General features: G+C 71.7%; 20 protein-coding genes and 1 riboswitch. Of the genes, 12 read left to right on the top strand and 8 right to left on the bottom strand.

Going from position 1 to position 23216, the window contains the following annotated elements; genetic code table 11:
* Nucleotides 1-79: 79 nt before the first annotated feature.
* The 3 genes from ABZ851_RS19315 to allB all read left to right on the top strand — a co-directional run bounded on the left by ABZ851_RS19315 (nt 80) and on the right by allB (nt 3998).
* Complete coding sequence (locus ABZ851_RS19315) at nt 80-874, top strand: aspartate/glutamate racemase family protein (protein WP_361128788.1); 795 nt, start codon at nt 80-82, stop codon at nt 872-874.
* Between the two features lie 52 nt (nt 875-926).
* A complete protein-coding gene (locus ABZ851_RS19310; RefSeq protein ID WP_361128785.1) occupies nt 927-2474 on the top strand; it encodes an NCS1 family nucleobase:cation symporter-1 in 1548 nt (515 codons plus the stop codon).
* 180 nt (nt 2475-2654) lie between these two features.
* Nucleotides 2655-3998, top strand: coding sequence for an allantoinase AllB (gene allB, locus ABZ851_RS19305; RefSeq protein WP_361128782.1), 1344 nt, complete (start codon nt 2655-2657; stop codon nt 3996-3998).
* An 80-nt stretch (nt 3999-4078) separates the two neighbouring features.
* Here the strand turns inward: allB and ABZ851_RS19300 are convergent, their stop codons facing one another.
* The 4 genes from ABZ851_RS19300 to ABZ851_RS19285 all read right to left on the bottom strand — a co-directional run bounded on the left by ABZ851_RS19300 (nt 4079) and on the right by ABZ851_RS19285 (nt 9384).
* Nucleotides 4079-4759 (bottom strand): transcriptional regulator, encoded by a 681-nt coding sequence (locus ABZ851_RS19300; RefSeq protein ID WP_361128779.1) that lies wholly within the window; start codon nt 4757-4759, stop codon nt 4079-4081.
* 126 nt (nt 4760-4885) lie between these two features.
* Entirely contained in the window at nt 4886-7573 is a 2688-nt protein-coding gene (locus ABZ851_RS19295; protein ID WP_361128777.1) for a beta-N-acetylglucosaminidase domain-containing protein, read from the bottom strand.
* 240 nt (nt 7574-7813) lie between these two features.
* Complete coding sequence (locus tag ABZ851_RS19290) at nt 7814-8908, bottom strand: M56 family metallopeptidase (protein ID WP_361128774.1); 1095 nt, start codon at nt 8906-8908, stop codon at nt 7814-7816.
* Nucleotides 8909-8916: 8 nt separating this feature from the next.
* Entirely contained in the window at nt 8917-9384 is a 468-nt protein-coding gene (locus ABZ851_RS19285) for a BlaI/MecI/CopY family transcriptional regulator (protein WP_361128771.1), read from the bottom strand.
* A 114-nt stretch (nt 9385-9498) separates the two neighbouring features.
* Between ABZ851_RS19285 and ABZ851_RS19280 the strand changes: the two genes are divergently transcribed.
* From ABZ851_RS19280 to ABZ851_RS19265, 4 genes are all read left to right on the top strand, one after another.
* Nucleotides 9499-10197 (top strand): DedA family protein, encoded by a 699-nt coding sequence (locus ABZ851_RS19280; RefSeq protein WP_361128768.1) that lies wholly within the window; start codon nt 9499-9501, stop codon nt 10195-10197.
* 68 nt (nt 10198-10265) lie between these two features.
* Complete coding sequence (locus ABZ851_RS19275; protein ID WP_361128765.1) at nt 10266-10613, top strand: hypothetical protein; 348 nt, start codon at nt 10266-10268, stop codon at nt 10611-10613.
* Nucleotides 10614-10852: 239 nt separating this feature from the next.
* Entirely contained in the window at nt 10853-11479 is a 627-nt protein-coding gene (locus ABZ851_RS19270; protein ID WP_361128762.1) for a phosphatase PAP2 family protein, read from the top strand.
* 144 nt (nt 11480-11623) lie between these two features.
* Nucleotides 11624-11932, top strand: a complete 309-nt coding sequence (locus tag ABZ851_RS19265; RefSeq protein WP_361128760.1) for a hypothetical protein — start codon at nt 11624-11626, stop codon at nt 11930-11932.
* 119 nt (nt 11933-12051) lie between these two features.
* Here ABZ851_RS19265 and ABZ851_RS19260 read toward each other — a convergent pair whose 3' ends face one another.
* The 4 genes from ABZ851_RS19260 to gcvT all read right to left on the bottom strand — a co-directional run bounded on the left by ABZ851_RS19260 (nt 12052) and on the right by gcvT (nt 16901).
* Entirely contained in the window at nt 12052-13437 is a 1386-nt protein-coding gene (locus ABZ851_RS19260) for an L-serine ammonia-lyase (protein WP_361128758.1), read from the bottom strand.
* Between the two features lie 476 nt (nt 13438-13913).
* Entirely contained in the window at nt 13914-15173 is a 1260-nt protein-coding gene (gene glyA / locus ABZ851_RS19255) for a serine hydroxymethyltransferase (protein ID WP_336054596.1), read from the bottom strand.
* Between the two features lie 94 nt (nt 15174-15267).
* Nucleotides 15268-15645, bottom strand: a complete 378-nt coding sequence (gene gcvH, locus ABZ851_RS19250) for a glycine cleavage system protein GcvH (RefSeq protein WP_088800172.1) — start codon at nt 15643-15645, stop codon at nt 15268-15270.
* Nucleotides 15646-15770: 125 nt separating this feature from the next.
* Nucleotides 15771-16901 (bottom strand): glycine cleavage system aminomethyltransferase GcvT, encoded by a 1131-nt coding sequence (gene gcvT, locus ABZ851_RS19245; protein WP_361128754.1) that lies wholly within the window; start codon nt 16899-16901, stop codon nt 15771-15773.
* Between the two features lie 151 nt (nt 16902-17052).
* Nucleotides 17053-17148: riboswitch (glycine riboswitch) on the bottom strand.
* 297 nt (nt 17149-17445) lie between these two features.
* Here gcvT and ABZ851_RS19240 point away from each other — a divergent pair.
* The 5 genes from ABZ851_RS19240 to ABZ851_RS19220 all read left to right on the top strand — a co-directional run bounded on the left by ABZ851_RS19240 (nt 17446) and on the right by ABZ851_RS19220 (nt 23173).
* Complete coding sequence (locus ABZ851_RS19240) at nt 17446-18108, top strand: AAA family ATPase (protein WP_361128945.1); 663 nt, start codon at nt 17446-17448, stop codon at nt 18106-18108.
* 105 nt (nt 18109-18213) lie between these two features.
* Nucleotides 18214-19011 carry an enhanced serine sensitivity protein SseB gene (locus ABZ851_RS19235; protein WP_361128751.1) on the top strand — a complete coding sequence of 266 codons (798 nt, stop codon included), beginning with the start codon at nt 18214-18216 and terminating at the stop codon, nt 19009-19011.
* Nucleotides 19012-19073: 62 nt separating this feature from the next.
* Nucleotides 19074-19874, top strand: coding sequence for an enhanced serine sensitivity protein SseB C-terminal domain-containing protein (locus ABZ851_RS19230; RefSeq protein WP_361128748.1), 801 nt, complete (start codon nt 19074-19076; stop codon nt 19872-19874).
* Nucleotides 19875-20296: 422 nt separating this feature from the next.
* Entirely contained in the window at nt 20297-21295 is a 999-nt protein-coding gene (locus ABZ851_RS19225; protein ID WP_336054600.1) for an ABC transporter permease, read from the top strand.
* Nucleotides 21296-21421: 126 nt separating this feature from the next.
* Nucleotides 21422-23173, top strand: coding sequence for an ABC transporter substrate-binding protein (locus ABZ851_RS19220; RefSeq protein ID WP_361128744.1), 1752 nt, complete (start codon nt 21422-21424; stop codon nt 23171-23173).
* The last annotated feature ends 43 nt before the right edge of the window (nt 23174-23216 follow it).

Raw genomic sequence — 23216 nt, 5'->3', positions numbered from 1 at the left:
CGCCAGGGGCCGTAGCTACGTTCTGCTGCGCGAAACCTACTGTTCATTCTGTGGAATCCTCCAAATCGTTTGGAGAGTCATGCGCCTTCTCGTCATGAACCCGAACACCACGGCTTCCATGACCGCCGCCATCCGCGTCACCGCCACCGCGGCCGCCGCCCCGGGCACCGAGATCATCGCGACCCAGCCCCGGTGGGGGCCGGAGTCGATCGAGGGTCACTTCGAGGGCTATCTCAGCGCCGCGGCCGTGCTGGACCGGCTCGCCACCTTCGATACGCCCTTCGACGCGCTGGTCATGGCCGGGTTCGGCGAGCCGGGCCGGGAGGGCGCCCAGGAGCTGCTGGACGTCCCCGTCCTGGACATCACCGAGAGCGCCGCCCAGATGGCGATGATGCTCGGCCACGCCTACGGCATCGTCACCACGCTCGACCGTGCCGTACCGCAGATCCGGGACCGGCTGCTGACCGCCGGGCTGCTGCAGCGTTGCGCCGCGGTGCGCGGCACCGGGCTCGGTGTCCTGGAACTGGAGGAGGACCCGGAGCGGACCGTCGAAGTGATCATCGAGACCGCCCGCGAGGTGGTCCGGGCCGGCGCCGAGGTGATCTGCCTGGGCTGTGGGGGCATGGCCGGACTCCAGGAGAGGGTCGCGGCGGCGCTGGGGATTCCCGTGGTCGACGGGGTCGCCGCCGCGGTGAAGTTCGCGGAGGCTGTCGTCGGTCTCGGGCTGACCACCAGCGCGGGACGCAGCTTCGCACCGCCCCGCCCCAAGGCCATCGGCTCCTGGCCGCTGAGCACACATCTGCGCCCGTCCCCGGGGCGTGCCCAGGACTCCCCACGTCCCGCCGCATTTTCCGTACAGACATCAGACATCTGACAACTGGCCCCCATGCCGCTGTAAGCTCCACCCCACCCGCCCGGGAGGACACGTGACCACACCCCCGAAGCCCCCGCAGCCGGACCCACGCCTCTTCAACGGGGACCTGGCACCGGCCCCCGAGCGCACCTGGGGCACGTACAGCATCTTCGCGCTGTGGATGTCCGACACCCACGCGATCAGCAACTACGCCTTCGCCGCCAGCCTGTTCGTGCTCGGCCTGCCCGCCTGGGAGGTGTTCGTGGCGCTGCTGGCCGGCATCACGATCGTCCACTGGCTGATGAACCGGATGGGGCACGCCGGGCACCGGACCGGCGTCCCCTACCCGGTGCTCGCCCGCGCCAGCTGGGGCGTCTACGGCGCCAACATCCCCGCCCTGCTGCGCGCGGTCATGGCCGTGGCCTGGTACGGCATCCAGACCTGGCTGGCCTCCACCGCCGTGGTCCTGCTGACGCTGCAGCTCGCGCCCGGGCTGGCGGCCTACCACCACAACTCGGTGCTGGGACTGTCCACGCTGGGCTGGGTCGCCTTCCTGGTGATGTGGGGGCTGCAGGCCGTCCTGCTGACCCGGGGGATGGAGTTCATCCGCAAGGTCCAGGACTTCGCGACCGGGCCGGTGGTCTGGCTGGTCGTCCTCGCGCTCGCGGTGTATCTGGTCGTCAAGGCCGGCGGTGACATCTCGCTGACCCGCAGCCTCACCGGCCTCAGCGGCCCCGCCCAGGCCGAGCAGAGCCTGATCGCGGTCAGCCTGACCGTCGCCACCTTCCTGACCCTGGTCCTCAACTACGCCGACTTCGCCCGCTTCACCCCCGACCACCGCTCCTACCGGCGCGGCAATCTGATCGGGCTGCCGGTGAACTTCACCGCCTTCGCCGTGGTCGCCGTCCTCGTCACCGCGGGCACGATCTCGGTCTTCGGCGAGGCGATCTACGACCCGGTGAAGGTGATCCAGAAGATCGACAATCCGGTGGTCACGGTCATCGGCGCGCTGGCCTTCATCGTCGCCACCATCGGCATCAATGTCGTCGCCAACTTCGTCTCGCCCGCCTACGACTTCGCCAACCTCGCGCCGAAGTACCTGAACTTCAAGCGCGGCGGCATGATCACCGCGGTGCTGGCGATCGTCGTCATGCCCTGGAAGCTCTATTCGTCCGCGCTGGTGATCCAGTACTTCCTGGGAGCGCTCGGCGCCTTCCTCGGCCCCCTGGTGGCGATCCTGCTCGTCGACTACCACCTGGTGCGCCGCGGCCGGATCGACGTCGATGCGCTGTTCTCGGCCGACGCCCGGGGCGCCTACTTCTACCGCAGGGGCTACAACCCGAAGGCCGTGGCCGCTTTCCTGCCGGCCGCCGCGGTCTGTGCCGCGCTCGCCCTCGTCCCGGCCTTCGCCGTGGTCGCGCCGTTCTCCTGGATCTTCGGGATGGGGCTCGCCGGGGCGCTCTACGCCCTGCTCTCCCGCCGTGAGCGCGCCGCGGCCGGCGCCGGCCCGGTCCCGGAGGAGATCATCCCGTCGCACGTCGGGGCCGTTGTGGCGGAGGAACCCGCGGCGCCGCAGGGGGCCGGGGCGCTCGCTGTGCCGGTGCCGGTCGAGGGGTCTTGACGGGCCGCGGTCCGGAGTGAAGACTCGTTCAACAGATTGTTGAATTCGTGGTCTTCGCGGGCCGTTCCCGCAGGCCGTTCCTACGGGCGTCCGTGCCCCGGATGCCACGGCACCTCGCGGCGGCCGTGCGCCCCGTAGGCCCGGACGCAACGATGAAGACAGAAACGAGGAGGGGACCGGGTGTCCGAAACAGAGCTGGTGCTGCGCTCCACACGCGTCGTCACCCCCCAGGGGACGCGCGCCGCGTCCGTCACCGTCGCGGGCGGCACGATCACCGCGGTGCTGCCGCACGACGCCGAGGCTCCGGCCGGGGCGCGGGTACGGGACTTCGGTGACGATGTCCTGCTGCCCGGCCTCGTCGACACCCACGTCCACGTCAACGACCCCGGCCGCACCGAGTGGGAGGGCTTCTGGACCGCCACCCGCGCGGCCGCGGCCGGCGGTATCACCACCCTCCTGGACATGCCGCTCAACAGCCTCCCGCCCACCACCACGGCCGCCCACCTCGACACCAAGCGCGCGGTCGCCCGCCCCAAGGCCCATGTCGACGTCGGCTTCTGGGGCGGTGCCATCCCCGGCAACGTCAAGGAGCTGCGGCCGCTGCACGACGCCGGTGTCTTCGGTTTCAAATGCTTTCTCTCGCCCTCGGGCGTGGACGAGTTCCCCGAGCTCGACCAGGAGCAACTGGCCGCCGCCCTCGGTGAGATCGCGGGCTTCGGCGGCCTGCTGATCGTGCACGCCGAGGACCCCGGCCATCTGGGCGCGGCCCCCCAGCCGCACGGCCCGAAGTACGCCGACTTCCTCGCCTCCCGCCCCCGCGCCTGCGAGAACGACGCCATCGCCGGACTGATCGCGCTCGCCCGGCGGCTCGACGCGCGGGTACACGTCCTGCACCTGTCCTCCAGCGACGCGCTGCCCCTGATCGCCGCCGCCAAGCGCGAGGGCGTCAAGATCACCGTCGAGTCCTGCCCGCACTTCCTCACCCTGACCGCCGAGGAAATCCCGGACGGCGCAACGGAGTTCAAGTGCTGCCCGCCGATCCGCGAGGCCGCTAACCGGGACGCCCTGTGGGAGGGACTGGCCGACGGCACCCTCGATTGCATCGTCTCCGACCACTCGCCCTCCACCGCCGACCTCAAGACCGCCGACTTCGGCGCGGCCTGGGGCGGCATCTCCTCCCTCCAGCTCGGCCTGCCCGCCATCTGGACCGAGGCCCGCGAGCGCGGTCACACCCTCGATGACGTGGTGCGCTGGATGGCCACCGCGCCCGCGGCGCTGGCCGGACTCGGCCACAAGGGGGCCATCGAGCCCGGCCGGGACGCGGACTTCGCGGTCCTCGCCCCCGAGGAGACCTTCACCGTCGACCCGCAGGCCCTCCAGCACCGCAACAAGATCACCGCCTACGCCGGCAAGACCCTGCACGGTGTCGTACGGTCCACCTGGCTGCGCGGCCGGGAGGTCCACGACGGCACCACCCTTGCCGCCCCCACCGGCCGGCTGCTCGAACGGCCGCACCACGCCTGACCGCGGCCGGCCCGCCCCGCTCCACCGGCGAGGCACCCTCGTCCGCAGGCGGGACGTCGACGACAGGCCCTACGCCCGGATCACTCGGCGACGCAGTTCCAGAACATGAGTTCATACGCCTGGAGGAGGCGGCCGTAGCGGTGCGCCGTGACCGGCCGCGCCTGGCCGGTGTCGAGGCCGTGCTGCACCGCCTGGCGTGCCTTCTCGTCGACGGCCGGTGCCGGACCGGCGAAGAAGCCGAAGAACCGACAAGCCTCCTCGGGGAAGGCGTAGTGGTCCCGCATCGCGGCTTCCACGATCGCGCAATAGCCGCCCCACGCCGCGAAGTTGGCGGTCAGCGCGATCGCCACGTCGGACGGCTCGCCGCCAAGGGCGAGCCGCGCCGCGTAGGAGGGGTAGGCCTGGCACCCGGGGCGCGGCTGGTACTCCGCGATCTGCCGCTCGCTCAGCTCACAGGCGTCCGCCAGCCCGGCCAGCTGCTTCATGGCCAGCGCCTCGCCCTGGGCGAGCAGGTCGAAGAAGTCGGCCACGGGCGGATCGCCGTCCGCCCGCCGCGCCAGATGCTGGAAGCTGAGCCGGTCGGCGCTGATCACATGATGCTGTTCGAGGGCGAAGGTGGCGAACACGGAGCGCGGCGCCGCCCCCGCCTCGATCCGCGAGACCAGCCGGTTGGCATCGGTGTCCGGGGCGAGGGAACGGACCGCGTCATCGAGCACGGCGGCCGCGGTCGGACGGGGGGCATCGGGCGCGGGTCGGGCCATGGGTCGGTCTCCTCCGGGACGAGGGCGGCGGCCAGAGCCTCAGAGTAGGACGCACGGCACGGACCGAGGGCTCGATGACGCGGCCCGTCGGAAAAGGTGCCCCCCCCGTCAGTCCCTCGGTTCCCCTCAGTGCAGTATCACCTCATTGACCTCGGGCGCCGGTGCCCCGTCCCGCCAGACCAGGCGCACGCCCCCGATCGCGCCGTCGCCGGCCGGCAGCCGCGTCAAGGCCCCGGACAGCGTGCCGAGCGTGCGCCAGGCACCGCCCGTACGGACCTCGACCGCCGCCGCCCCGGCGGGTGCGCCCTGCGGCCGGAGGACGGTGACGGACCGCGCCCTGCGGGGCGCGTCCGGGGTGAACTCCAGCGCCTCACCCGGCTGCGCCGAACGCGCCGCGCGATAGGCGGTCGCCGGGTCACCGTCCCCCGCCGACCGCAGCGCGCTGCCCGCCGCCGCGGGCGGGCCGCCGGCCACCGTCGCCGCACCGTCCCCGGCCACCGTGAACTCCCGCACCACCAGCCAGTTGTCCTGCGCCGCAGTGGCCCGTGCGCGGACATACCGGGCCCTGGTCCCGGCCGGCGGTTCCGCGACGGCCTCGGCCGTCCCGTCGAACGAGGCCAGCGGGTGCCAGTTCCTGTGGTCCGACGAGTACTCCAGGACGCCGTGCCGCAGATAGTCGTCCGGGCTGCCGCTCTTGCCCATCGCCAGCCGTACGGTCCCCAGCGCACGCTCCGCACGCAGATCCAGCTCCACGAAGGAGCCGGCCCGGGGCGCCGCGCCGCTCCAGAAGTAGGTGGCATCGTCACCATCGGTCATCCGGGAGGCCGCGTGGTCCTGGTAGACGGCCAGATTCGTCGACCCCTTCGGACGGCCGACGACGCCCAGCGCCGCGTCGTGCTCGGCCACCGCCGCCTCGACGAAGGTGTCCAGCACTCCGTCCGCCACCAGCACCGGAACCCTCTTCCCCGACATGTCCACATACACGAACGAGGCGGCGGTCCGCACCAACTCCGGTACGTGCTGCCGCAGTTGCCAGGCCTTGGCATCGTCCCCCGCCCTGGTGGCCTCGATCAGCTGAAGGGCACCGCGCGCCGCGACACCCCAGGCCCGGGTGGCATCCAGCCACGGCCCGCTGTCCTTGACGAACCCCCGGTCGGCGAGCCGGTCCCGCAGCACCCCCGGCGCGTCCCGCAGGTTCCGCAGCACCCCGTCCAGCCGCCGCACATCGCCGTCCTTGCCGAACTGCGCTATGGCAGCGGCCAGTTCAGGCGCCTGCTGCGGATTGAGCGACGAGGCGTAGTGGGCATCGGCGAAGGCACGCAGCGCCCGTGCCGTCCGGGCGTCGCCGCCGGCCAGCTCCGCGATCGCCGCACCCCAGGAGGCACGGGCGTCATACGCCGTGTCGTTCCACGCGTAGTCGGCCACCGTGTACAGCGCGAGCTTGGACGCGGCAGGCTGGATCATCGGGTTCGCGGTGATCCCCGCCAGCTGCCCCGGCAGCCCCTTCTCCCGGCCGTTGAACGGCCCGAGCAGCAACCGGCTGGTCACATAGTCATTGACCGGGTAGTTGTCCCACGTCAGGATCGGGTGCCCGAACACCTCCCGGGCCTGCCGCGCCTGGGCCACGGTCATCGTCGGCGCGATCACCCCCACGCCCGTCCACTCGACCAGTACGTCCTTGTCCAGCCGGGCGGCCAGCGCCTTCTTGTACGGCGACGGCTTCACGTCGTAGTACTCGGTCGGCACCATCTGCAGCGGCCCGGCACCGGGATGCCGGGCGATGAACTCCTGCTGGACGCGATTGAGCAGCTGCGCCTGCGCCGCCCCCGCCGCCCCGCCGCCGGTCCCGAACGCGTCCTTGTCCGCCGCGCAGTTCCAGTCCGTGTAACTGATGTCGTCCAGCGGCACCGCGAAGGTCCGCACCCCGATGTCCCACAGCGTCTGGAACTTGGCGGTCACTGCCTTGCGGTCCGCGTCGGAGCTGTAGCAGACCGACAGCCCCGGGGAGAGCGCGTAGGTGAATTCCACATGCCGCTCGTGCGCCCGGTCCACCAGCTCCTTGAGCTGCGCGAGCCGGTCCGCGGGGTAGGGGTCGCGCCACTTCGCCCGCAGGTAGGGGTCGTCCTTGGGCGAGTACACATAGATGTTCATCTTGTGCTCGCCGTAGAAGTCGAGCTGGTCGAGCCGGGCCTCGTGCGACCAAGGGGTTCCGTAGAAGCCCTCGATGACACCCCGCAGCGGGGTGGCCGGCCAGTCGCGTACGGCGGTGCCCCGCACCCGCGCGCCCGGCCGCTCCCGGTGGGGGAGCAGCTGCCGCAGCGACTGCGCGGCGTAGTACGTACCGGTGGCGTCCTTGCCGGACAACGCGATCCGGCCCCCGCCGACGGCCAGCGCATAGCCCCCGGCGGGCAGCCCGTCCGGCCCCCGGGCCCCCAGTGCCCGCAACGCGCGCGACGCCCCCGCCCCGCCCACATACACCGCCAGCTGCCCGTCCCCCGGGTCCCTTCCGGCCCGTACGACCCGGTCCGCACCGGCGTCCTTGAGCGATTTCTCGACGACGGCCAGTGCCGGGGCATCGGTGTCCGGCCCGGCGACGACCGTCACGGAGCGGGTGATGGTGACCTGGTCGGACCGGCTCCGGACGGACCGGGGCGTGGGGGAGAGGGCACGGGAAGCGGCAACTCCCAGACCGTCCCGGGCGCCGTCCCGCCCCGCCTGCCCGCCGCCGCCCGGCGGCCCGGCCATGCCCGTCAGAGGGAGCACGGCCAGGGCCACGGCCCACGCGGTGGCCGCCGCGGTGCGCGTTCGGTGCATCCTTCGGTCCTCCTCGGTGCGACGAGGTACAGGGACGAGTCGTGCGAGCCTTCGCGCCAGCAGGCTTCACCTGCCCACCGCACCGGAGCAATGGACTTTCGAGCCGAGGAGATGGACGTTGCCGCGTCGGAGAACCTTCCACCCCGCACCGAGACGTCGGACAAGCCCCCCACCCACCCTCACTTACTCACCCACGGGAGGGGACGGGCCGGAGCGGGTGGGGTGCCGGACTGCTTCGCTTTACGTCCGGCACCCCACCCGCTCCGGCCCGTCCCCTCCCGTTGGGGGTGGGAAGAAGGCCGGTGGGGGTGGACCTGGGCGGTCCGGTGCACCGTGTCGGCACGGGAAAAAGACCATGCCGGCCCGCCCCCACGCACGTTGCCCCACGACGGGACGGCCGAAAACGTGAGCGGTCTCCACCGTCTCGTGAAGATCGGTCGCGGCGTCCAGCGCGGAGGCCGCGGACAGGCCCAGACAGGCAAGCAGGGCGGCTGCGGCGATCAGGCGGCGGCCGTGGACGGCGGTGCGCGGCGGAGGGGGCGCGGGTCGTTCGGGGGCCAGGAGGGCGGCGACGCGGCGGGGGACCGGGCCGGTGGCCGCGGCGAGGACGGTGCCGGGGCGGTGGGCGTCCGCGGCGGCGGGGCGGGCGGCCAGCGCGGCGCGGCCGATGGCGCGGGCGGTGACGCGGCGGTCGCCCACCCGGGAGGCGGCGGTTTCGTCGGCCCAGCGTTCCAGGGCGTAGGCCAGCGGGGCGCGCAGGGGCCGGAGCAGGGGGTGGCAGACCGCGGCCAGCGCGGCCGTGAGCAGGAAGAGATGGTGCCGGCCCGCGAGATGGGCGCGCTCATGGGCGAACAGCGCCTCCCGCTCGTCCGGGGGCAGGGCCCGCAGCATCCCGGCCGTGACCACCACCCGGCCCGGCCGTCCCGGCAGGGCGTAGGCGTCGGGCGCGGCGTGCGGCAGGACGCACAGATCGCCGGAGGTGGGGTGGGCGTCGGTGGCGAGGCGCGCGGTACGGAGTTCGGTGTGGTGGCGGCGCATGCGATGGACGGCGGCGACGGCGGTGGCGCCGAGCAGACCGGCGGCGGCACCGGCGGCGGGGACCGACACAACCGGATCGCCGCCCAGCAGCGGCAGGGAGAGATGGTCCAGGGCGGCGACCGGCGGCAGTCGCAGCGCCCCGGCGGTCAGCAGCAGGCCGAGCGCCGCGGTCGTACAGCCGGCCAGCGCGACCGCGCAGCCGGTCAGCAGCCAGGCCGCGGCGCGCGGCGGCAGCGACTCCGCCAGCCGGCGGGCGGCCGGCACCGCGAGCAGCGGCATCAGCAGGGGGATCCACACGGCGACGATCATGGCGCGGCTGCGGTGCCGGGGTCGGTGCCGGTGCTGGTGCTGGTGCCGGGGCCAGGGCCGGGCCGCGAGCCGGCCCCGGGTCCCTCGGGGGCGCCTTCCGCGTCGTCCAGAAGGGACCGCAGCAACTGCTCGTCCTCACTGGTCAGCTGGGAGACGAAGCGGGCGAGCGCGGTGCCGCGGTCGTCCTGCTTGTCGAGTTCGCTGCGCATCCGCCGGGCGGTCAGCCCCGCGGAGTCCTGTATGGGGAAGTACACGAAACCGCGGCCGGCCCGGGCGCGGGAGACCGCCCCCTTGTCGTGCAGCCGTGTGAGGATCGTGGTGACAGTGGTCCGCGCGAGCCGGCCGCCCAGCGCGCTCTGCACCTCGGCGGGGCTCAGCGGCCCGCCGGCCGCCCAGAGCGCCGCGAGCACGCTCGCCTCCAGCTCCCCGGCCGGGCGCCGCTGCGCGGGTGATGTCTCCGACATGGAACGCCCTTCACCTGTTCGTCGTCTACAGTGCCGTAGACCGTCTACGGGACTGTAGTCGGTCGGGCCGGCCGGAAGCCGGGCCCGCAACCCATTATGGGAGGGGCCGCTGACATGTCCGCAGCCGCCGCGTTTCCGCAGGTGACAGCGGTCGACCAGGCCGTGAACGTGCTCGATGCCGGCTCCCTGCTGGCCGCGTTCGGTGCGCTGGGCGTCGCCGTCGTGCTGTTCGCCGAGACCGGGCTGCTGATCGGCTTCTTCCTGCCCGGCGACTCCCTGCTGTTCACCGCCGGACTGCTGTGCGCCCCGGGCACCGGCGGCGCCGTCCACCTCGTGCTGCCCCAGGTCCTCACGGCTGCCGCCGTCGGTACGCTCGCCGGCTCCCAGACCGGCTACTGGATCGGCCGGCGCGGTGGCCGCGCCCTGCTGGCCCGCAGCCGCGCCCGCCGGCTGCACGAGGGCGCCGCCCGCGCCGAGGAGTTCCTCGCACGCTACGGCCACGGCAAGGCCATCGTCCTCGCCCGCTTCGTCCCCGTCGTCCGCACCGTGCTGAATCCGCTGGCCGGCGCCCTGGACGTGCCCGCCCGTACCTTCGCCCTCTGGCAGATCGCCGGCGGGCTGCTCTGGACGCTCGGCCTCACCCTCGCCGGATACGCCCTGGGCGCATCGGTACCGAATGTCGACCGCTATCTGCTGCCGATGGTCGCCCTGGTGGTGCTGGTATCGCTGGCCCCGCTCGCCGTCGAACTGCTCCGCTCCCGCAGACGCCCGCAAACGGCCCCCGGCCGCCCGACACCGCCCCCCGACGTCTGAAGCACCTCCCGGAGCACCGCGCCACAGAGCACCGCACCGCAGAGCGCCGAGCCGTCAAGGAGAGCCCCGTGACCCACCTCGCCTTCGGGGGAGCCTCGATCGACGGCGGCCCGTACACCCGGATCGTCTACCTCGCCCAGCACGCCCCGCACACCCTGAACACCCTCCTCTCCTACCGGGCCGACCACGGCCTCGCGCTCTTCGCCGCCCCCATGCTGATCGGCTGGTGGCGTGCCGGGAGCGGCGCCTCCGGTGCCATGGTGCCGGCGCCGGCCACCCCTCTCGTCGTGGTCGCCGCCTTCCTCGTCAACGACCTCGTCAAGATCCTCTTCGACGAACAGCGGCCCTGCCGGACAGCCCCCGCCCTCGACCGGATCCGCGCCACCCGGCCGTGCCCCCTGGCGGCCGCGCGGTGACGGCGCCGGGACGGGAACCGGGACGGGATCGGAAACCGGGACGGGATCGGAAACCGGGACGGGGGAGGGAACCCGAACCGGAACGGGCACCGGAACCAGGCCCGGGCCCGCAGCGGCCGGACCCGGACCCGGAGCCGGCCCCGAGCCCCGACCCGCACCCCGAGCCCACCCCCTGGCGCCGTCCCGCCCCCGCCCCACTCCTGACCTTCGCCGCGGTCTGCGCCGCGCTCTTCACCGCCGTGGCCCTCACCGTGTCCCTGCGCCACGGAGCACCACTCGCCCCCGAACAAGCCGCCCTCCACTGGTCCACGGCTCACCACGGCGAGCCGCAGCGCTCCCTGGCCCGCGCGCTGACCGCCACCGGCAGTGGGCCGGTTCCCTATCTGCTGGCGGTGCTCGCCGGCCTGCTGGCCGGCCGCGGTGCGGTGGGCCGGCTGCGCGCGGTGATCTGCGCCGCAGCCGTCCTCGCCGTCGGCCAGGCGATCCGTTACGGCCTGATGGAACTGCTCGCCCGCCCCCGCCCGCCGGCCGAGGACTGGGCCGCGCACGCCTCCGGCTACGCGTTGCCCTCCGGCCACGCCACCACCTCGGCGCTCGCGGCCGGAATCCTGGCCTGGGGCATCGCCCGGCGCGCCCGCCCCGCCGTGGCCCGCACCTGGTGCGTGGTACTGGCCCTCTGGGCTGCCGGAGTCGGCCTCACCCGCGTCTATCTGGGCGTCCACTGGCCGGGCGATGTCCTGGCCGGCTGGCTGCTGGCGGCCACCCTGCTCGCTCTCGCACTGCTCCTGGAGCCCTTCGCCTGCCCCGCCGGACCAGCCCGGCCCCGATCGGCGAAGGCGCCTCATGGCGCACATTCCCATGAATAGCTGACGATCGGACCAGGTCTTCCCCAAGGCGGCATGGACGTGTCCCACGCCGAGCAGCACTGTCCTGGGCGCCGGGACGACCGAACCGATTCCGCCACGGCGCACGCGCACAGCACGAACCACCGCAGCACCAGGGGGCTCACGATGCACCAGCCACTCGACGCTTCGCCGCCGCGCCGGTCAGCCGACCGGACCGCCGCGGCCGGCACCCCGCCCAGCCGCTGCCCGGCCGCCGCCGCCAAGGACCCCACCCCGTGCGAGGGCTCCCGTGACGCCGCCACCATCGTCGACCGCCAGGGCAGAGAGGTCGCCGGCTGCGTCCACCACTGCGCCCGCCTGCTGGCCGGCCTCGAAGGCGCCCGGGTCCACCCCTTCGTCCCCACCAGCCAGGCCCTGGACATCTACTCCCGAGCCCGCGAACTCCCGCCCTTCGCCTGGGAGATCGGCCGATAGCCGGACGGACGACCCGGCGGACGACCGGCCCGCCGACCAGGAAAGGGACCGGAAAAGGGAGAGGCCCTGACAGCGCCGGAAGAAACGAACGCGCTGGTCAGGGCCTCCAGGGTCGTCAATCAGCACTCGATGATGTTGACCGCGAGGCCGCCGCGTGCGGTCTCCTTGTACTTGACGCTCATGTCGGCGCCGGTGTCCTTCATGGTCTTGATGACCTTGTCGAGGGAGACGTGGTGGCGGCCGTCGCCGCGCAGGGCCATGCGGGCGGCGGTGACGGCCTTGACGGCGGCCATGCCGTTGCGCTCGATGCACGGGATCTGGACGAGGCCGCCGACGGGGTCGCAGGTCAGGCCCAGGTTGTGCTCCATGCCGATCTCGGCGGCGTTCTCGACCTGCTCGGGGGAGCCGCCCAGGACCTCGGCGAGGCCGCCGGCGGCCATCGAGCAGGCGGAGCCGACCTCGCCCTGGCAGCCGACCTCGGCGCCGGAGATGGAGGCGTTCTCCTTGAAGAGCATGCCGATCGCACTGGCGGCCAGCAGGAAGCGGACCACACCGTCCTCGTCGGCGCCGGGCACGAAGTTGAGGTAGTAGTGCAGGACCGCGGGGATGATGCCGGCGGCGCCGTTGGTGGGGGCGGTCACCACCCGGCCGCCGGCCGCGTTCTCCTCGTTGACGGCCATCGCGTAGAGGGTGGTCCACTCCATCGCGCGGGCGGCCGCGTCGCCCTCGGAACGCAGGGCGCGGGCGGCATTGGCGGCCCGCCTGCGCACCTTGAGCCCACCGGGCAGGATCCCCTCACGGGACATGCCACGGGTGACGCACGCCTGCATGACCTGCCAGATCTCCAGCAGCCCGGCCCGGATCTCCTCCTCGGTGCGCCAGGCCTTCTCGTTCTCCAGCATCAGGGCGGAGATGGACAGGCCGGTGTCCTGGGACAGCCGCAGCAGTTCGTCGCCGGTGCGGAAGGGGTACTTCAGCACGGTGTCGTCGGGCACGATCGGGTTTTCGCCGGCGACCGCGTCCTCGTCGACGACGAAACCGCCGCCGACCGAGTAGTAGGTCTTCTCCAGCAGGGGTGCGCCCGCGGCGTCGTACGCGCACAGCGTCATGCCGTTGGCGTGGTAGGGCAGGGCCCGGCGCCGGTGCAGGATCAGCTCGGCCGACTCGTCGAAGTCGATCTCGTGCGCGGCGCCTATCTCCGCGCCCATCAGCCGCAGCCGCTTGGTCTCCCGGATGCGCTCGACCTCGGCGTCGGCGGACTCGACGTCGACGGTGCGGGGGGAGTGGCCTTCCAGGCCGAGGAGGACGGCCTTGGGGGTGCCGTGGCCGTGGCCGGTGGCGCCCAGCGAGCCGAACAGCTCGGCGCGCACGGTGGCCGTCTGGGCGAGCAGACCGTCCTTCTTGAGGCGTCCCGCGAACATCCGGGCGGCGCGCATCGGGCCGACGGTGTGGGAACTGGAGGGGCCGATGCCGATGGAGAAGAGGTCGAAGACGGAGATGGCCACGGGGGCGGACTCCCTTGTCTGCTCGTGGTGGACGGTGGAGCGATGGAGCGGTCTGGCGATGGAGCAATGGGGCAGAGGGGACGTTTCTGCGCCGCTGGTCGAGGGTAACGCGGACCCGGGGCGGTGCCGCAGGACGGGACATGTCGGACTCCCGTCGCCGGGGGCAACGGTCGGTGGCGTCGTGGAAACGCAGCTCGGGGGATGCCGGGCGGGGCACGGGCCGCGGCCCGCCGGGCAGGCTGTCCGGCTCTGGTGTTGTGGGCACGGGCCCGGCCGCGATCCCGCGGCCCGTGGAAGGCTGCTGCCCTTTGCCGCCGCGGTCATGCATGCGCGGAAGCGCGGGAGGGCACCGGGGGGCGGGGAAGAGGAGGAGCGGGTGTACGGGCCGTGGGCCCGGGACGGTCCGCCCCGGGTCCACCGCCCGGGCACCCGCTGCCCGCCGGCCGACGGGCAGCGGGCTCAGCGCAGCCGACGCGTCACAGGGACGGGTACAGCGGGAACTTCTCCGCGAGCGCGGTGACGCGGGCCTTGAGGGCTTCGGCGTCGTAGGCGGGCTTGAGGGCTTCGGCGATGATGTCGGCGACCTCGCGGAAGTCGTCGGCCTGGAAGCCGCGGGTGGCCAGCGCCGGGGTGCCGATGCGCAGGCCGGAGGTGACCATCGGGGGCCGCGGGTCGTTGGGGATCGCGTTGCGGTTGACGGTGATACCGACCTCGTGGAGGCGGTCCTCGGCCTGCTGGCCGTCGAGCTCGCTGTCGCGCAGATCGACGAGGACGAGGTGGACGTCGGTGCCGCCGGACAGGACGGAGACGCCGTGCTGCTTGACGTCGTCCTGGACCAGGCGCTCGGCGAGGATCCGGGCGCCGTCGAGGGTGCGCTGCTGGCGCTCCTTGAAGTCGTCGGAGGCGGCGACCTTGAAGGAGACGGCCTTGGCGGCGATGACGTGCTCCAGGGGCCCGCCCTGCTGGCCGGGGAAGACCGCGGAGTTGATCTTCTTGGCCAGCTCCTGGGTGGAGAGGATCACACCGCCGCGGGGGCCACCGAGGGTCTTGTGGGTGGTGGTGGTCACGACGTGGGCGTGCGGCACCGGGTTGGGGTGCAGACCGGCGGCGACCAGGCCGGCGAAGTGCGCCATGTCGACCATGAGGTAGGCGCCGATCTCGTCGGCGATGCGCCGGAACGCGGCGAAGTCGAGCTGGCGCGGGTAGGCGGACCAGCCGGCGACGATCAGCTTGGGGCGGTGCTCCTTGGCCAGGCGCTCGACCTCTTCCATGTCGACGAGGTTGGTCTTCTCGTCGACGTGGTAGGGCACCACGTTGTAGAGCTTGCCGCTGAAGTTGATCTTCATGCCGTGGGTCAGGTGCCCGCCGTGGGCGAGGTTGAGGCCCAGGATGGTGTCGCCCGGCTTGATGAGGGCGAACATGGCGGCGGCGTTGGCCTGGGCGCCGGAGTGCGGCTGGACGTTCGCGGCCTCGGCGCCGAAGAGGGCCTTGATGCGGTCGATGGCGATCTGCTCGACGACATCGACGTGCTCGCAGCCGCCGTAGTAGCGGCGGCCGGGGTAGCCCTCGGCGTACTTGTTGGTGAGGACCGAGCCCTGGGCCTCCATGACGGCGACGGGGGCGAAGTTCTCCGACGCGATCATTTCGAGGGTGGACTGCTGGCGGTGGAGTTCGGCGTCGACGGCGGCGGCGACATCGGGGTCGAGCTCGTGGAGGGAGCTGTTCAGAAGCGACATGAGTCTTCCTGGGGGAGTCAGGGGCGCGAGGGGGTCCCCCGGACGGAACCCGGGGGAGCTTCCGCGGGGGCGGTGGCGGAGGGGAGCCGGCGGCTCAGCTCTGGATGAAGGCGGCGTACTCGTCGGCCGAGAGCAGTTCGCCCGGCTCGCCGCTGATCTTCACCTTGAACAGCCAACCACCCTCGAACGGGGCGGTGTTCACCAGCGAGGGGTCGTTGACGACATCCTCGTTGATCTCGGTGATCTCACCGTCGACGGGCGAGTAGAGATCGCTGACCGACTTGGTCGACTCCAGCTCGCCGCAGGTCTCGCCCGCCGCGACCGTGGCACCGACCTCGGGGAGCTGCACGTAGACGACGTCGCCGAGCGCGTTGGCCGCGTGCTCGGTGATGCCGACCGTCGAGACGCCTTCCTCGGCGCCCGACAGCCACTCGTGCTCCTTGCTGTAGCGCAGCTGCTGGGGGTTGCTCATGGCTCGATTCTCCTGTACGCGAGGGTGTGGTCGTGAAGGGGGTCGCCCCTGGGGACGCCGAGGGGGAGGGGCTTGCACAGTGAAACGCACGGGTGCGCACCGCTGCCGGGTCCGCCGCGGGTGAGCTACTGCTTCTGCCGCTTGTAGAACGGCAGAGCGGTGACCTCGTACGGCTCATGGCTTCCACGGATGTCCACGCACACACCCTCGGTGCCCGGTGTGGCGTAGGCGGCGTCGACGTAGGCGATGGCGACCGGCTTGCCGAGGGTGGGGGAGGGGGCCCCGGAGGTGACCTCACCGATGACCGTGCCGTCGGCCGTGACGACCGGGTAGCCGGCGCGCGGGACCCGGCGGCCCGTGGCGATCAGGCCGACCAGCTTGCGCGGCGGGTTCGTCCCGGCGCGCTCGGCGGCCTCCGCCAGCGCGGTACGGCCGACGAAGTCGCCGTTGTTGGTCGTCTTCTCGAACTTCACGACCCGGCCCAGGCCCGCGTCGAACGGGGTGGTCGCGCTCGTCAGCTCGTGCCCGTACAGCGGCATGCCCGCTTCCAGACGCAGGGTGTCCCGGCAGGACAGGCCGCAGGGCACCAGACCGGCGTCCTTGCCGGCCTCGGTCAGCGCCTCCCAGAGGGCGACCGCGTCGGCCGGCCGGACGAACAGCTCGAAGCCGTCCTCGCCGGTGTAGCCGGTACGGGCGATCAGCGCCTCGACGCCGGCGACGGTGCCGGGCAGGCCCGCGTAGTACTTCAGGCCGTCCAGGTCGGCGTCGGTGACCTTCTTGAGGATGCCGGGCGACTTTGGGCCCTGCACCGCGAGCAGCGCGTAGGCGTCCCGGTCGTCGCGGATCGCGGCGTCGAAGCCGCCCGCCCGCGCGGTCAGCGCGTCCAGCACCACCTGGGCGTTGGAGGCGTTGGCGACGACCATGTACTCCTGGTCGGCCAGGCGGTAGACGATCAGGTCGTCGAGGATGCCGCCCCCGGCCTCGCAGATCATGGTGTAGCGGGCGCGGCCGGTCTTGACGCCCCCGATGTTGCCGACCAGCGCATAGTCGAGGAGGTCGGCGGCCTGCGGGCCGGTGACGGTGATCTCGCCCATGTGGGAGAGGTCGAACAGGCCGGCGCGGGTACGGACGGCGACGTGTTCGTCACGCTCGCTGCTGTAGCGCAGCGGCATGTCCCAGCCGGCGAAGTCGGTCATGGTGGCGCCGAGCGCGCGATGGGTGGCGTCCAGCGCGGTACGGCGGGGGGCATCAGTCATGGTTCTGGGCTCCCAGGCAGGGGTGACAAGACGTTCTCCCCATCTGTCATCGGAACCTGAGAGGTTCACCGGGATCCCGCGAACGGACCCGGTTTGCACCTTGGGTGGAGCCGCCCCGTGGTCCGGGCTGCGGCTCGCTTTTCAGATCTGCCTCGCCTGCGCGGTATAGGGGCCTGAGAGATTCAAGGGAGGACTTGCTCCTTCGGCGCCCCGCCATGGCGGCCGGGGACTCTCCCGCGCGGGTTCAAGCGGCCGGTATGGAATTGGCGGTGCACGGGTGAGACGAGATGTGCACGTGGCGGCCACATCATTGCACGGGATCGCCCGATAGAGGAGCCCCCACCGTGGCCCCGTCCATGACGTGGGCAGATCGGACAATAGCCTTGATGGGCATTACCTTTTCTTGACACTCTGCGGGTAGGGGACGGACTCGAACCGGAGCAGAACCGGACGGGGAGGACATCGCGTGCACAGTGAAGCGGCATCCGGAGCCACTTCAGGCGTCGTGCCTCCGGCCGCCGCGCCCGGGGTCACTGCGCCCGGGGTGCCGCCCGCCGCCGGGCCCCGGGCCGACCGGGCGCCGCGGCCCGTCGTCCGGCCGGGGCGTGGTGCCGAAATCGTGGACCTGAGGGGCCGCGGACGGGCGAGGGGCGCCGCCGAGCTGCGCTTCCCGGCCGGTGACCTGGTGGTGGTCTCCGGTCTGCCGGGCAGCGGCAAGAGCACCCTGATGCACCGGGTCGTACCGCCGCTGGACGCCCACGGCGCCGTGGTGCACCGCATCGACTCGCAGGACGCCCGCGAGCGCTGGGAACACGGCAGGCTGCGCCGGCTGCCGTACGCCCTCTACCGTCCGCTGGTCCGGGCCGCCCACTACCTGACGCTGGGCCGTGCGCTGCGCTCGGGGGAGAGCGTGGTGGTGCACGACTGCGGCACCCTGGCGTGGGTGCGTGGCTGGCTCGCGCGCTCGGCGGTGCGCGGCGGCCGCGGGCTGCATCTGGTGCTGCTCGATGTGCCGCCCGAGGTGGCACTGTCCGGCCAGGAGTCGCGGGGGCGCGGGGTGTCGGGGTACGCCTTCGCGCGGCACCGCGGGGCGGTGGGCCGGCTGGTCGGCGCGGCGGAGTCGGCCCGGCTGCCGAAGGGCTGCGACTCGGCCGTCCTGCTCGACCGCCGGGCGGCGAGCGCCCTGGAGACGGTCAGCTTCTGCTGACAGCCGCGACCGGGTGCGCGGCCTCCGTGCCCCGAGGGTCCCTCCGCACGCCTTCTCGTCTAGGGTCTTTGGCCAGATGGCGCGGTTTGGAACGGGTGGATACACATGACATTGCCGGAGCAGGGGATACCGCAGCTGGCGTGGCCGGCGAACGAGCTCGAAGAGGTGCTGGCCGCGTCGGTCGGGCACCCGGGCGCCGGGGGCCGGATCGTCGAGGTGCTGGGCCGCAGCAGGGTCTGGGTGCCGCTGCCCAACGGCGGCGGACCGGAGAGCGCGGGTCCCGGTACCCGCGGCCTCGATCTGCCGACCGTCGAGCTCGACGGCGCGGCCTATGTCCCGGTCTACAGCTCCGAGCAGGAGTTCTTGCGAGTGGTCGGCTCGCACATGCCCTTCACCGTCGCCCCGGCCCGGGAGTTCGCCCGCGGGCTGCCCCCGCACATCGGCATCGCGGTCAACCCGGACGGTGCGGTCGGCGTCCCGCTGCCGCCTCCCGCGGTGGCCGAATTGTGCCGGGAGGGGCGTCAGGGGCCGGACGGTCTGCCCAGCGGCGGCCGGGTGCGGCTCTTCGAGCCGGACTGGCAGGACGAACCGGTGGACTTCCTGGCCGCCGCCGGACTGGAGTTCTCCGGCGCCCGGATTGTCCTGACTGCCCGGCGTGCCCTGGCAAGTGTCGAGGGCGACACGCCCGCGCTGTTCGTCGGTGTACAGATCGCCGCCGACCCCGCGGCACTGCACGACGGCACCGCCCGCGAAGCGGTACTGTCAGCCCTCGGACGTGCGCTCGGTGCCGTACCGGTGCCCTGGCCCGTACAGCTCGTCATGCTCGACCTCGCCCAGGGTGACCCGGTCGCCGACTGGATGCTGGAGCGTGTGCGGCCCTTCTACTCTCGGGACCACTCGTAAGCTGGACGGATGACGGGCGGGCGCACCCATGACGTGCCCTGCGGACAGAAGGGACGGACCACGTGAGCGCGGGTGCGCATCAGGGGCCGGCGGCGGCCGGAGCGCTGGAGCAGCTGCTCCAGCAGGTCTCGCCCGGCCGTTACGACGCCTATGAGGCGCTGCTGCACGCGCTCGCCGCGGGCCAGGTCTGGATGCTGCTGTGGCACGGCCGGGCCGGTTCGCCCGATGCGCAGTACGGAAACATGGAGGTCGACGGTCTCGGCTATGCGCCGTGTGTGACCTCGGCGCCCGAACTCGCCGCCTCCGGCTGGAACCGTGACCACGAGGTCGTCACCGGCCTGGAGATCGCCGCCGCGCTCTTCCCCGACCGCTGGGGTCTGTGGCTGAATCCGCACGCCCCCGGCGGGGGCATCGGCATCCCGTGGCTGGATCTGCGCCGCATCGCCGGTGGTCTGGACCGGCTGCCGGCCGGTCCGTTGCGGATCTCGGAACCGGTCATCGACATCCCGCAGTTCTACGCGCTGCTCGCCCAGAACGCGCACCGGACGCCCGCCGTACGGTCGCTGCGCCGGGCCTGGGTGCAGCCGGCGCTCGGCGCCCCCTATCTGGCGATCGGTCTGGATCTGTACGACACCGGCCAACAAGCGGTGGATTCGGTGCGGTTGATGATCCAGCAGTCGATCGGCGCGGTGCCGGACGGCCTGCCGGTCTCCACCGTCGCGATGAACGACGAGTTCGACCCGGTCGGCATGTGGATGCGGGCCTCCACGCGCCCCTTCTTCGACCGTGACGGCTACGCCCAGCCGCCGGGTCAGCCGGCCCCCGCGCCGTCGTACGGCTACGGCTACCCGCGCCCTTACTGACAGCCCGTCTCTGGTGTCCCGGGCGTACCGTCCGGGCGCCGGTTCTGTGGCGAATTCTCCTTGTATGCCCCGCGGTTGAGGACCGCTCCCGCGGGCGATCGTCCCGCTCAGCCCGAACTGTTGTCCGTATAACGGAAAGCGGTGAAGGACATCACAGTTGCGCATCCTTTCCCTGTCAGGACTGGTGACTGATCGAGAAAGGGATGAAGACTCCGGAAACAACGGACCTCGGTCCTTTGTACGAGCGTCATCCCACGGCGTCGCGTGAGCCCGAGAACTTCCATCGTGCGAACTTCCGCGATGTCCGCAGGACTTGCTGCACCGGAATTGCTGCACCGAACTTGCACCAGTGATGAGAACCAGGCCGCAACCCGCGGCGGGCAGGGGCCGGCCACCGTCGGCCGAGAGGGGTCAAAGGCACTGTGACCGCACCGATCGAGACCACCGGGGCGGCTGCTGAGGCGCAGCCGGAAGCGGTGCTGAAGGGCGTCGAGGGAAAGCGGATCGAGGGGCGTTCGCTCGGCCAGATCGCATGGCTGCGCTTTCGGCGGGACAAGGTCGCGGTGGCCGGTGCCATCGTTGTCATCCTGCTCATCGCCGTCGCCGCGCTCTCCCGTCCGATCCAGGCCCTGCTGGGGCTGGACCCGAACAATCCCAACCAGGCGCTGATCGACCCCAACACCACGCTCCCCAAGGGCGAACTCGGCGGCATGAGCGGCGACCACCCCCTGGGCGTGGACCCGAAGTTCGGCCGCGATCTGCTCGCCCGGATCCTGGAGGGCTCCTGGGTGTCGCTGATCGTGGCGTTCGGCGCGACGCTGCTGTCGGTCGCCATCGGCACCGTGCTCGGCGTGGTCGCCGGCTTCTACCGCGGGCGGGTGGACGCCTTCATCAGCCGGATGATGGACGTGTTCCTGGCCTTCCCGCTGCTGCTGTTCGCCATCGCGATCTCCGCCTCGCTGCAGGGCGGTGCCTTCGGCCTGGACGGCCTGCCGCTGCACATCTCCGTGCTGATCTTCGTCATCGGCTTCTTCAACTGGCCGTACATGGGACGGATCGTGCGCGCGCAGACCCTGTCGCTGCGCGAGCGGGAGTTCGTGGACGCCGCCCGCGGCATGGGTGCGCGCGGGCCGTTCATCCTCTTCCGGGAACTGCTGCCCAACCTGGTGGGGCCGATCATCGTCTACTCGACGCTGCTGATCCCCTCCAACATCCTCTTCGAAGCGGCCCTGAGCTTCCTGGGCGTCGGCATCCAGCCGCCCCAGGCGTCCTGGGGCGGCATGCTCAACCAGGCGGTCAAGTACTACGAGGTCGACCCCCAGTACATGATCGTCCCCGGCCTCGCGATCTTCGTCACCGTGCTCGCGTTCAACCTGCTCGGTGACGGACTGAGGGACGCGCTGGACCCGCGCAGCCGCTGACGGCCGCACCGGGCACCCGCTCCGACGCCCCTGACTGCATCACTGCGTTTCCGCGTTACTGCGTTACCGAATCACTGCGTTTTGAGGTTTGACCTTTCTCGACGAACGAAGGGGACACCGACCATCATGCGAAGGTCAGTTCCGGTCGCGGCTGTCGCGGCCATCACCAGTGCGGGCCTTTTGCTGGCCGGCTGCAGCGGGGGCAAGGGCTCCTCGGAAGGCTCGGGCGAGGCGAACGCCGCCACCAAGGGCATCGTCAACGCCTCGGACGCGAAGGGCGGCACGGTCACCTACGCGATGAGCGACGCCCCCGAGTCGTTCGACCCGGGCAACACCTACTACGCCTTCATCTACAACTTCAGCCGGCTCTACGCGCGCCCGCTGACCACCTTCAAGCCGGGCCCCGGCGCCAAGGGCAACGAGCTGACCCCGGACCTTGCCGAGTCGATGGGCAAGCCCAGTGACGGCGGCAAGACCTGGACGTACAAGCTCCGCAAGGGCGTCAAGTACGACGACGGCTCCACGGTCACCTCGCAGGACGTCAAGTACGCCGTCGAGCGGAGCAACTTCGCGCGCGACACCCTCTCGCTGGGCCCGAACTACTTCCAGCAGTTCCTCAAGGACAACGACGGCGGCTACAAGGGTCCCTACAAGGACAAGAGCAAGGCCGGCCTGAAGTCCATCGAGACCCCGGACGACCAGACCATCGTCTTCCACCTCAAGCGGCCGTTCGCCGAGTTCGACTACTTGGTGAGCGCCCCGCAGACCGCCCCGGTCCCGCAGGCCAAGGACAAGGGTGCGGACTACACCAAGTCCGTGCTGTCCACCGGCTCGTACAAGTTCGAGAGCTACCAGGAGGGCAAGAAGCTCACCCTGGTCCGCAACCCGCAGTGGTCCGCGAAGACGGACCCGCTGCGCAAGCAGCTGCCGGACAAGATCGTGCTGAACCTGAAGGTCGCCCAGTCGACCATCGACAAGGACCTCCAGTCCGGTAACACCCTGGTGGACCTGGCCGGCCGTGGCGTCGACGGGCAGACCCAGGCCCAGCTCCTCACGGACCCCAAGGAGAAGGGCAACACCGACAACACTCTCGGCCAGCGCCTCGTCTACACGGCGCTGAACACCAAGGTGAAGCCGTTCGACAACATCGAGTGCCGCAAGGCCGTCGAGTACGCCATCGACAAGAAGGCCGTACAGACCTCCCTCGGCGGCCCGATCCGCGGTGAGCTGGCCTCCACGGTCCTGCCGACCGACATCGACGGCTACCAGAAGTACGACCTGTACCCGCAGAAGTACGACGGCGACAAGCTGGACCTCGCCGAGGCCAAGAAGCACTGGGCGAAGTGCGGTGCCGGCAAGACCACGACCACGATCCTGGCCCGCAACGACCGCCAGGACGAGGTCGACGCGGCCACCTCGGTCATCGACTCGCTGAAGAAGATCGGCGTCACCGCCAAGATCCAGTCGTACCCGACCAGCAAGTACTTCTCGGACTACGCCGGTGTGCCGAAGTTCAACAAGAAGAACAACGTCGGCATGATCATGATGCAGTGGGGCTCGGACTTCCCGACCGGCTACGGCTACCTCCAGCAGATCCTGAACGGCAAGGCGATCAGCCAGTCCGGTAACACCAACCTCTCGGAGCTGGACGACCCGGAGATCAACAAGCTGCTCGACTCCGCCATCGCCAACACCGACAAGGCGGCCCGCGAGAAGGCGTACGCCGAGATCGACAAGAAGACGATGGAGCAGGCGGCGATCGTTCCGCTCACCTACTTCAAGGTCCTGATGTACCGCTCGCCCAAGGCCACCAACCTGGTGTCCACCTCGGCCTTCAGCGGTCAGTACGACTACCTCAACGTCGGCGTCAAGAAGTAGCAGCCCTGGAAGGCAGGTGAAGGCATTGGTGTCCGCGGGCCGG

It is taken from the genome of Streptomyces sp. NPDC047049, from assembly GCF_040643995.1.
Lineage (GTDB): Bacteria > Actinomycetota > Actinomycetes > Streptomycetales > Streptomycetaceae > Streptomyces > Streptomyces mooreae.
This window is presented reverse-complemented; position numbering and strand designations above follow the sequence as displayed.

Excerpts from the sequence above, each read along its gene's own strand:
- ABZ851_RS19265 (WP_361128760.1), top strand. The coding sequence starts at position 11,624 with ATGCACCAGCCACTCGACGCTTCGCCGCCGCGCCGGTCAGCCGACCGG.
- ABZ851_RS19295 (WP_361128777.1), bottom strand. The coding sequence starts at position 7,573 with ATGCACCGAACGCGCACCGCGGCGGCCACCGCGTGGGCCGTGGCCCTG.
- ABZ851_RS19235 (WP_361128751.1), top strand. The coding sequence starts at position 18,214 with ATGACATTGCCGGAGCAGGGGATACCGCAGCTGGCGTGGCCGGCGAAC.
- ABZ851_RS19300 (WP_361128779.1), bottom strand. The coding sequence starts at position 4,759 with ATGGCCCGACCCGCGCCCGATGCCCCCCGTCCGACCGCGGCCGCCGTG.
- ABZ851_RS19285 (WP_361128771.1), bottom strand. The coding sequence starts at position 9,384 with ATGTCGGAGACATCACCCGCGCAGCGGCGCCCGGCCGGGGAGCTGGAG.
- ABZ851_RS19220 (WP_361128744.1), top strand. The coding sequence starts at position 21,422 with ATGCGAAGGTCAGTTCCGGTCGCGGCTGTCGCGGCCATCACCAGTGCG.
- ABZ851_RS19280 (WP_361128768.1), top strand. The coding sequence starts at position 9,499 with ATGTCCGCAGCCGCCGCGTTTCCGCAGGTGACAGCGGTCGACCAGGCC.
- gcvT (WP_361128754.1), bottom strand. The coding sequence starts at position 16,901 with ATGACTGATGCCCCCCGCCGTACCGCGCTGGACGCCACCCATCGCGCG.
- glyA (WP_336054596.1), bottom strand. The coding sequence starts at position 15,173 with ATGTCGCTTCTGAACAGCTCCCTCCACGAGCTCGACCCCGATGTCGCC.
- ABZ851_RS19315 (WP_361128788.1), top strand. The coding sequence starts at position 80 with ATGCGCCTTCTCGTCATGAACCCGAACACCACGGCTTCCATGACCGCC.
- gcvH (WP_088800172.1), bottom strand. The coding sequence starts at position 15,645 with ATGAGCAACCCCCAGCAGCTGCGCTACAGCAAGGAGCACGAGTGGCTG.